Annotated in this window: 7 protein-coding genes; 5 read left to right on the top strand and 2 right to left on the bottom strand. The window is 57.2% G+C overall.

Annotated features, from left to right (window positions below):
* Window positions 1-394: 394 nt before the first annotated feature.
* Window positions 395-1,105, bottom strand: coding sequence for a helix-turn-helix transcriptional regulator (locus EOA86_RS13195; RefSeq protein ID WP_128342050.1), 711 nt, complete (start codon window positions 1,103-1,105; stop codon window positions 395-397).
* A 329-nt stretch (window positions 1,106-1,434) separates the two neighbouring features.
* Between EOA86_RS13195 and EOA86_RS13190 the strand changes: the two genes are divergently transcribed.
* Entirely contained in the window at window positions 1,435-3,108 is a 1,674-nt protein-coding gene (locus tag EOA86_RS13190) for a PAS domain S-box protein (protein ID WP_348633344.1), read from the top strand.
* A gap of 95 nt (window positions 3,109-3,203) precedes the next feature.
* Here the strand turns inward: EOA86_RS13190 and EOA86_RS13185 are convergent, their stop codons facing one another.
* Window positions 3,204-3,878, bottom strand: coding sequence for a response regulator transcription factor (locus tag EOA86_RS13185; RefSeq protein WP_127208686.1), 675 nt, complete (start codon window positions 3,876-3,878; stop codon window positions 3,204-3,206).
* A 633-nt stretch (window positions 3,879-4,511) separates the two neighbouring features.
* Between EOA86_RS13185 and EOA86_RS13180 the strand changes: the two genes are divergently transcribed.
* The 4 genes from EOA86_RS13180 to EOA86_RS13165 form a co-directional block, all read left to right on the top strand.
* Window positions 4,512-5,234: an NDP-sugar synthase gene (locus EOA86_RS13180; protein ID WP_065009409.1), complete on the top strand. Its 723-nt coding sequence runs from the start codon at window positions 4,512-4,514 to the stop codon at window positions 5,232-5,234.
* A 47-nt stretch (window positions 5,235-5,281) separates the two neighbouring features.
* A complete protein-coding gene (locus tag EOA86_RS13175) occupies window positions 5,282-6,418 on the top strand; it encodes a DegT/DnrJ/EryC1/StrS family aminotransferase (protein ID WP_128342052.1) in 1,137 nt (378 codons plus the stop codon).
* Entirely contained in the window at window positions 6,415-7,113 is a 699-nt protein-coding gene (locus EOA86_RS13170; protein WP_128342047.1) for a sugar transferase, read from the top strand. Before EOA86_RS13175 ends, EOA86_RS13170 begins: the two co-directional genes overlap by 4 nt.
* Before the next feature lie 76 nt (window positions 7,114-7,189).
* Window positions 7,190-8,122: SDR family NAD(P)-dependent oxidoreductase (locus tag EOA86_RS13165; RefSeq protein ID WP_128342045.1), on the top strand; the 933-nt coding region annotated here is incomplete at its 3' end.

Genomic DNA, 8,122 nt, shown 5'->3' with positions numbered 1-8,122 from the left:
CCACGTGATAGCAATGAAGCCTGCGGCCCCGGTGACGAGGATCGAACCCGCCCGGGCTAGTTCCACCGCGGAGCGGTCTGATCGCGATCAAACGGATTCCATCTTCAGCGCGCGGAAAGAGCAGACTGGTTGTGTGGATCATTGTCCAACCGGTGGTCCCCGCCCAGACGTTGTACGCCGGCGCATCGAAGCCAGCCGTGGTTGGGCAACCTATGTTGGAACAGCTCCAAATTCCGGCCGCCTGAATCCTGGTGGATGCTGACGCCCGGCGCCTGGGAACCAGACCATGATCCCGAGAAGCGCAAACCGGTTGTCAGGAAAGATCATGTTAAATAATAAGTTAGGGCTCCATCCCGATTCTCTCGGGATGGAACATGCCCCTAGGCGGCGGCCCTTATGGCAACACCGAAATGCGCCCCAGAAGAGCCACCAGTTCCGCCTGACGTCTCGTTTCGGTCTTGGCGAATAGCGAGGCAAGCTGGGAGCGGATCGTGGTGCGGCTGAGGCGCCAACTGCGGGCGATCTCCAACGGCGCATCGCCCTGAGCTAAGCGCAGCGCAAGGTGCGTTTCCGCGCTCGTCAAGCCAAACATCCTTTGCAGTGTCTGAGGATTTGGCCCCGACCTGTTCTCACGATCGAGCAATGCCACAATGCTCGTTCCGTCAGGAGCGATAAGGCCGTTCTCTTTCAGTATCACCGGCCTGTCGCTTCTGCTGCGGATCACCACCCAAGACAGTGAACCCGGCAGGAAATGGGCCGGAACATTTGCGATCAGCCGCCTTAGGGCTATCGAAAGCTCACCGGCTGTATCAGCCGCTTCGCCCTGGCGCTCCAGTGTGGTTTGGGCAGCTGCGTTCCATTCGATTACTTTTCTTTCGCGGTTCAGTACGAGATATCCACAGCCGATGCGATCGAGCATGCCAGTGATGGATTCCAGGCTGCGTTTCTTTGGTTCGTCGCCCTCTGCGTCCAGCCGATCTGATGCTCGAGTTGAAGGATAAGCATACGAGGGCCGCGTCATCTGCGTGCCGGCGTTATACTTGGTCCCTATTGTAATGTATCGTTTGCCCGCAACGACATCGCTGTGTCTATCGATCAGAGTCATTTTTCAACCTCCCCAAGTTTCACAGCCCGAAAATAAGTTGTTCGGGATTTACAAACAGTCTTGTATGCATAGGGCTCGCAAAAACGGGCCCTATTACGTTGAAACTCGATATATTCTGAGGAGTTCTGACCAAGTCATGCCTCCCCCCGTCGGTTAAAATGCGCGCTGTGATAGTGGTATGGCAATCCGGCAGTCGGACTAGGTTGTACGTTTTTTGCTCTAGTCTCGACGGCCTAGTCAAATGGTTGTAGTCTACGACTATGAACTCGCAGTCGCGCAGGCCGGATTCGAACCCATCGGGCAGGCTGCTAACTCATGTGGCCTCCGCATTGGTACTGGCTGCTACACTGATATTTGAAAAAAAAGCGTCAGTATATGTTGGGGAAGGTTCGAGTTTTCTGGAATTTATTCCAGCTATTATAATCATTTCCTATCTTGAAGACCGTGGGCCTGCGCTTGCGGCGACAATCCTGATGGTGGCTGCCGGCCTGTGGGCACGAAGCACCCTAAATGGTCAGATCTCCGGCGAAGATTGGGCGCGCGCCATTCTGCTTGTGGTTTCGGGCGGCGTGATTGCCATGACGTTCCATCGGCTGCGGCAGGACTTGCGTGAGCTGCTGGAAGTAGCGGAAGCCAGACTCGCTGCCGTCGAAGCAACCGAAAACCGCTACCGTTGGGCTTTCGAACGCGCCGCCATGGGATTCGCAAACACCAACGAGAGAGGTGAGCTTCTGCAATCCAACAGACGCCTCAGTGAGATGACTGGCTACGAGGAGGAGGAGCTTGCCCAATTGCGGCTTGAGACACTCGTTCATCCGGACGACCGTGATGCCTTGGCGCAGTTGCTGGCGGGCCTGGGTAACGACTCTGCTTCGTTCGCTTCGGAGGTGCGTCTGTTAAAAAAGAACGGTTCGGCATTCTGGGCGCGGCTAACCCTGTCTTCATCCGTGCCCGACGGGGTTCTCTCAGAGAGCATCTTCGTGGTGGTCGACGATATCTCGGAACGACGAGCCGTACACGAAGCGCTTCGGGCTCAGAAGGAGTGGCTGGATCTCGCTTTGTCTGCCGGACGCCTGGCCACGTGGCGGATCGACCTTAAAGACGGGATCGTCACCGGCTCCGGCACGTTCTGGGACATTCTCGGCCTGCCCCCGGCCGCTAGCCGCCGTTTGGACGAACTGTCAGCCGTCATTCATCCGGCGGACTGGCCAAAGCTGGTAGCATCGAGAAAGCTCGCATCAGTCACGAATTACGACGTCGAGATTCGCGTCCGACGACCGGACGGACATATTCGCTGGGTTGCCCTGCGCGGAAGGGAAGAAAAATACGATGATCGTCTACAGCGGCTCGGCGTGGCTGCCGACCTGACCGAGCGACGACAAACCACGCTGCTACGCGCCGCGGCAAAGAAGCGGGAGCGCATTATGCTCGAACAACGCCACAGGTTCAGCAACCTATTCCCTGTGATCACGGCGCTGGTGAACATGGTCGATGTTCCCGAGAATAATGTCGCCAGGTACAAGGAGACGCTCGTCGACCGAATTCGTGCGCTCGAAGCAACGCATCTGCTGCTTTCACGCAACGGCAATGCGTCGGGGATGCTCCACGATCTCGTTGTCCAGGAGTTGCAGCCGTATATGGGAACACGCGACATATCGGTCAGCGGTCCTTCCGTTGTGATTTCAGGCGGCGCCGCCGAAAGCTTCGCGATGATTGTTCACGAGCTTGCGACCAATTCCTTAAAACATGGAGCGCTTGGCGATTCAAAAGGCCGGATCGAGGTAAATTGGACGTTCGCGTCTGAAGACGCAGGTAGTGACATCGTGTTCGAGTGGGTGGAATCGGGGCGACGGCGGACTTCAAAAGTTGTCCGTCATGGTTTCGGTTCCATGATACTCGGAGTGGATGGGGCGCCGCTTGTCGGTTACTCGCCCAAGTTGGAAATGTCGGATCACGGGCTGCGATATTCGCTACGGCTGTCGCGCAAGGAAATCGGCCCATAACGCATTGGCGCAAAAATCGGCCTCGTTTCTAGAAGCCATAATGCGTAGATTCAAGTTTTAGAGCGTCCCTTGCGCGCCCAACAGGACGCGGCGCTCTAATTGATATCCCTGGTTAGCCAAGTCTTCAGCATAACGGCAGCTTCTGTCCGATTCCGTACCCCAAGCTCACGCAGAACCGCAGCGGCATGAATTTTCGTCGTCGCTTCGGCGATTTCCAGATCGCGCGCAATTTCCTTATTCGAATACCCTTCCGCCATCAGCTTGAGGACCTCCTTTTGCCTCGAGGTCAGCCTGCCAAGATTGCCAGTGGTGGTACGTCGATGTGGGATATGCTCGGATGGAGTAGGTACGTGAGTTGCTTGTGCGGCTCCGGGGCGCGACAGAAGCGCAGGGACGTAGATGCGGCCCGAAAGGATTTCGTTGACGGCCATGACCACCTCCTCGTCTCTTTGCGACTTTACGATATAGCCGTGAAGGCCGATCGACAGAGCCGTGAGTATCTCCGAGCGGGAATCATTCCCGGAAACGATCGCAAAGCGTGTATCCGGATAAGCCGACAGTATGCCGCTGAGCACTTCCTGATTGAACAATCCCGGCATGTTCAGGTCCAGGATCGCAAGATCAACTGACGCCTGTTCCGCAAGCAGACTGAGTACGGCATCGAAACACGACGCCTCAAATATTTCCACACCTGGAATGCCTGCGGTCAGTGCCAATCGCAAGCCACGACGATACAAGCCGTGATCGTCGGCGATGACGATTCGATACATTGAACTACCCCAACGAATCCTGGAATGATTGAACGGTGATGGCCTTAAAGTCGTGGCCAACCACTCGTCGGTTCATCCAGTCAACACCTGCGATGCCCCAACACCGCAAGCGTCAGATTGCTAATATAATCCTAAATAACGGGAAACGCTCCTCTTATTTTTGAATTCCGCGAACGGAGCCGGCTGACCTGTCGAACATTCGTTCTCAGCCTCCAAGACCCGTGTCCCAACAGCTCGCTTCGATGCCGATACCGCGCAATCGCCGGGTTGTCCTGGGTCGTTCCGGCGATTGGTGAATACTAGGCTCATTGTAAGCACTCATTCGGGTTTTGTCGGTCTTGTGGCCCCAAGCTGATCGGCCAAGAACTGATCGCTGAACCGCGCTCCGAGCCTGCCTCTGCGAGAGGCGCCAGCCTTCGTCGATCGGCACGGTTATTGAATACCAGAATGTCTGAATCGCTACCATTCGAATGCACGACGACATCCCCCCCAACGGCCACATACCATCTAGCTACAATGTCCGGATCAGGGCCGGCGGGAAACCTCACCGGTCCTTTAAGAGAACAAGAACGGGCTTTCCGGATGCTGTGGCGTAACGATGGCGTTCAGGTCGAGTGAACATGGGAGGACCAGATGAAAGCAGTGATTCAATGTGGTGGAATGGGGACACGCCTTCGCCCCTTCACGTCGGTCTTGCCGAAACCGCTCATGCCGATCGGTGCTCGACCGGTTCTTGAGATGCTTCTGAAATGGCTGCGACGCAATGGCATCCAAGAGGTCTACATCACAACCGGGTATCTCGGCCACTTGATCCGCACCGTATGCGGAGATGGCTCGCAGTGGAACCTGAAAATTCGATACACGCAAGAAATGGAGCCGCTCGGCACCATCGGACCGCTCTCATTGATCAGAGATGAGCTGACAGAACCATTCATAGTCCTCAACGGCGATGTCCTTACCGATCTAAGCCTCAGTCGATTTGTGGCAGCGCACCGCAGGCACACCGATCCGGTGACGATCGCGACAGCTTGCCGCCTGATCAAAATGGACTTCGGCGTCATAGACGAAGTCGACAACACCGTGCAGATCTTTCGCGAGAAGCCGACGCTTTCGCACCTGGTCAGCATGGGAATCTACTGCATGAATCCAGACGTTCTGCAGTTTATTCCATCTGGCATTCCCTTCGGGTTTGACGATCTGATGCTGCAGATGATGCAGAACGGTACAACTGTCCACGTGTACAAGCATGATGGCCTCTGGCTCGATATTGGGCGCGTCGACGATTTCCAGAATGCACAAGCCATTTCCTGGGAAGACCAGTCGGCCTCGATCGAGGTCACTGCCACGGCCGCATGACGACATCGCCAAGCCGATCCCACAGTCCAACAGTCTAGGAGGTTATGATGCTCTTGGTCAGTGCCCCAATTTTGGGTGTGCCGGAGAAGGCAGCTTTGTCCAAGGTCATCGATAGCGGCTGGCTGACCATGGGAGAGCAGGTGAAAGCCTTTGAAGAGGCTTTTGCCCACATGCATGGTGCAGAGGATTGCGTCGCGGTCAATTCTTGTACTGCAGCGCTTCATCTCATTCTACATGCACTCGGTATCGGACCAGGCGACGAAGTGCTGGTCCCGTCAATGACCTTCGTGGCGACCGCAAACGCGGTTCTCTACGTCGGTGCCACTCCGGTCTTTGTCGATATCGAGTCGGCCGACGTGCCGCTGATGTCGATCGTGGAAGCTGAAGCGCGATGCACTGCGCGCACCAAGGCGGTCATTCTCGTGCATTTTGCCGGCTATCTCGCCAATCGGGAAGAATGGCAGAAGTTCGCTCGTGCCCGAGGGCTGCAGATCATCGAGGATGCCGCGCATGCGCCCGGCCTGAAGGAGGTAGGTACATTTGGTGCCGCGGCCGCCTTCAGCTTCTATGGCAACAAAAATATGACCACGGCGGAAGGTGGGGCCGTGATTGCCCGAGATCCCAAGCTGCTTGAGACAATCCGCCAGGCCCGTGGGCACGGCATGACCACGGGGACACATCAGAGGCTGAACAGTCGCACGCCGCAGTACGATGTCACCATGCTCGGATTCAACTATCGCATGGATGAAATGCGCGCTGCAATCGGACTGGTCCAGCTGCAGAATTTGCAGGAGTGGAACGAGATCAGGCGTATTCTGGTCATGCTGTATCGACGTCTGATCGCAAAACATTGTCCGGCCGTGACAGTTCCGTTCCACGAGCCGCGGACGTCCGCCTATCATATCATGCCCATCCTTTTGCCGCGTTACGCTGACAGGCAAGACGTCATCGATGAATTGCGCAGGCAAGGAATACAAACCACCATCCACTATCCGCCGGTGCACCAGATGACGCTTTATCGCGAGCTTTTCCCCGGCACATATTTGCCGCGGACAGAGGACTTTGCCCAGCGTGAGCTCACTGTGCCACTGCATCCCCAGATCACCGCGCCTGTCGTCGAATCAGTGGCGGCTGCTCTTGCCGCTGCAGTCCACAGTTGCGCCCAAGCAGGAACAGCAGCATGAATGCCTTGGATTTATCCATCCATCGATCTGTTGTCTCAAGCGCCGCCCATGGGTTTGCGAGACGAGCAATTGATCTCGTAATCGCTACAGCAGCCGCCATAGTCTTCGCTCCGCTGATGCTGGTGATCGCCCTGGCGCTCTTACTGGAAGGCGGCCGGCCCATCTTCTTTACGCAGACCCGCGTGGGTGCCGGTGGGCGCCCGTTCCGCATGTATAAGTTTCGCAAATTCGCGGTGCGATGCGATCCCGGCGGCTTGGCGCTGACCATGGCCGGCGACAGCCGCATGACGAGAATAGGTCGGTTCCTCGCCCTCACCAAGTTCGACGAGCTCCCGCAATTGTGGAATGTCTTCAGAGGCGAGATGGCAATTGTCGGGCCGCGGCCGGAGAGCCTTGTCTTTGCCGATTGTTTCCGCGGTGGCTTTGAGGCCGTTCTACAATACAAGCCAGGCTTGTTGGGTCCGGCCCAGGTTCTCTTCCGGCATGAGGCCAAATTCTATCCGCGATCCGCGGATCCGGTACTGTTCTACCGCGAGGTTCTGTTTCCTGCCAAGGCCAGGATCGACCTCTCCTACTATCCGCAGCGGACGATCGCCGCTGACATCATCTGGATGATGCGCGGCTTTCTGGCGGTTGTCGGCTTGGTCTCGCGGCCGCCGGTCGGCCTGGTCTCGCCGCCACCAATCGGCATGTGAGAAATGCTTGGCATGGCCAGGCTCTGGTGAACTCGCAAGTCAGCGCTTCACGTCATAGGGGGAGGAACGCTTAGTCATGAACTACAGGGGTAGGAAAGTTCTGGTTACGGGTGCCGATGGGTTCATCGGGTCGCATCTCACCGAAGCGCTCGTCCGTAGTGGGGCGGATGTCACGGCGCTCGCCCTCTACAATTCCTTCGACAGTCATGGTTGGCTGGATGATTTGCCGGACACCATTCGAAACCAGTTGAACCTCGTCCGCGGCGACGTTCGCGACAGCGCGTTCCTGAGCCGGATCATGCGTGGCCAGGCCGTTGTGTTTCATCTCGCCGCACTCATTGCGATTCCATACTCATACGCGGCCGCCCAATCCTATGTGGAGACCAACATCCTGGGCACAGTGAATGTCCTCGAAGCGGCGCGGCAATGGGAGACAGAGCGTGTGGTGCACACCTCGACCAGCGAGGTCTATGGCACCGCACAGACCATGCCTATCCGCGAATCCCATCCGCTGCAGGGCCAGTCACCCTATTCGGCATCCAAGATCGGCGCGGACATGATGGCAGAGTCCTACGCCAGGTCGTTCGACGTCCCCGTCGTGATTATGCGACCGTTCAATACCTACGGCCCACGTCAGAGTGAGCGGGCCATCGTGCCGACCATCATTAGGCAGGCTCTCGACAAAAACTGCCCGGCGATCATGGTCGGGGACACAAGTCCGGTCCGCGACCTTACTTTTGTGGAAGACACTGCGGCGGCGTTCCTGACCGCAGGTTCGGCCGAGCTCGAATTCGGCCATGCCTACAATGCCGGAAGCCAGCGCGCTGTGACGGTCTCGGACGTATTGGATCTGGTGCTCGAGTTGAGCGGCTCCAAAAAACCCGTTCACCGCGACGAACGCCGTCTGCGGCCGCAGAATTCCGAAGTCCGTGCCTTGCTGGCCGATTCTTCGCAACTCGAGACGAAGACCGGATGGCGGGCGCAGACCAGCCTGCGGGAAGGATTGGAG

The sequence above is a fragment of the Mesorhizobium sp. M5C.F.Ca.IN.020.32.2.1 genome (assembly GCF_004023105.1).
Taxonomy (GTDB): domain Bacteria; phylum Pseudomonadota; class Alphaproteobacteria; order Rhizobiales; family Rhizobiaceae; genus Mesorhizobium; species Mesorhizobium wenxiniae.
Note: the sequence above shows the minus strand (reverse complement) of the source record. Positions and strands in the feature narration are given on the sequence as shown.

Bases quoted from the DNA above. Each gene is read 5' to 3' on its own strand.
- EOA86_RS13175 (WP_128342052.1), top strand. From the start codon at position 5,282: ATGCTCTTGGTCAGTGCCCCAATTTTGGGTGTGCCGGAGAAGGCAGCT.
- EOA86_RS13195 (WP_128342050.1), bottom strand. From the start codon at position 1,105: ATGACTCTGATCGATAGACACAGCGATGTCGTTGCGGGCAAACGATAC.
- EOA86_RS13180 (WP_065009409.1), top strand. From the start codon at position 4,512: ATGAAAGCAGTGATTCAATGTGGTGGAATGGGGACACGCCTTCGCCCC.
- EOA86_RS13185 (WP_127208686.1), bottom strand. From the start codon at position 3,878: ATGTATCGAATCGTCATCGCCGACGATCACGGCTTGTATCGTCGTGGC.
- EOA86_RS13170 (WP_128342047.1), top strand. From the start codon at position 6,415: ATGAATGCCTTGGATTTATCCATCCATCGATCTGTTGTCTCAAGCGCC.